The 814-nt window shown below is 62.7% G+C and carries 1 protein-coding gene; it reads right to left on the bottom strand.

The window, feature by feature from the left end:
• Positions 1-814 (bottom strand): ABC transporter ATP-binding protein (locus AC1D0I_RS32705; protein WP_477400203.1); only part of this gene is annotated, 814 nt, incomplete at both ends.

Below are 814 nucleotides of genomic sequence, written 5' to 3'. Positions count from 1 at the left end.
CGCTACCGCTCCCGGTATGGCGTGAACTTTCGCTGCTGGTGCATAGGCGGTCACCCGCTTACCGGTGGCAAGTTCGGCGCAGCCACTGGCCAGCGCCGCCGGAATGCAGACAAGGACTTCTTGGCCGCCGTCAAGCGCCAGCGACAAAAGCCAGTTCTCACCGCGAAACGCCTTGGCGCGCAGCGTTCCCTCAAGCGCCACCCCGTCTCGCCCGACGAGCTTCGCATCAAGATGGAAGCTCTCCGCGCGGATCATCAGGGTGTCGCGTGACGCATCGGCGCCGTCCATTCTGCGCACCGATCCAGGGGCCACAATGTTGGCCTCACCCATGAACTCCGCGACAAAGCGGGTCGATGGACGATCATAAATCTGCTGTGGCGTGTCGATCTGCTGAATGCGGCCGGAGTTCATCACCGCAACCCGGTCTGACATGATCAGTGCTTCGCGCTGATCATGCGTCACATAGATGGTGGTGATCCCGAGATCGTCGTGCAGACGCCGGATCTCGTACTGCATGGTTTCGCGCAGATTCTTGTCGAGCGCCGACAGCGGCTCGTCCATCAGCATCACGCGTGGCTCAAAGACGATCGCCCGCGCCAACGCTACCCGCTGGCGCTGGCCGCCGGACAATGCGGCAATGTCGCGCTCCGCCAGACCGTCCAGCTTCACGCGGGCCAAGGCGTCAAGCGCCCGCTGGCGGGCCTCGGCTTTCGGCACCTTACGCAGCACCAGCGGATACTCGACATTTGCCAGGACGTTCATGTGGGGAAACAGGGCATAGTTCTGGAACACTATGCCGATGTCGCGCTTGTTG

The sequence above is a fragment of the Mesorhizobium sp. P2_D1 genome, from assembly GCF_056404455.1.
The sequence above is the reverse complement of the archived record's forward strand: the minus strand, read 5'-3'. Positions and strand labels throughout refer to the sequence as shown.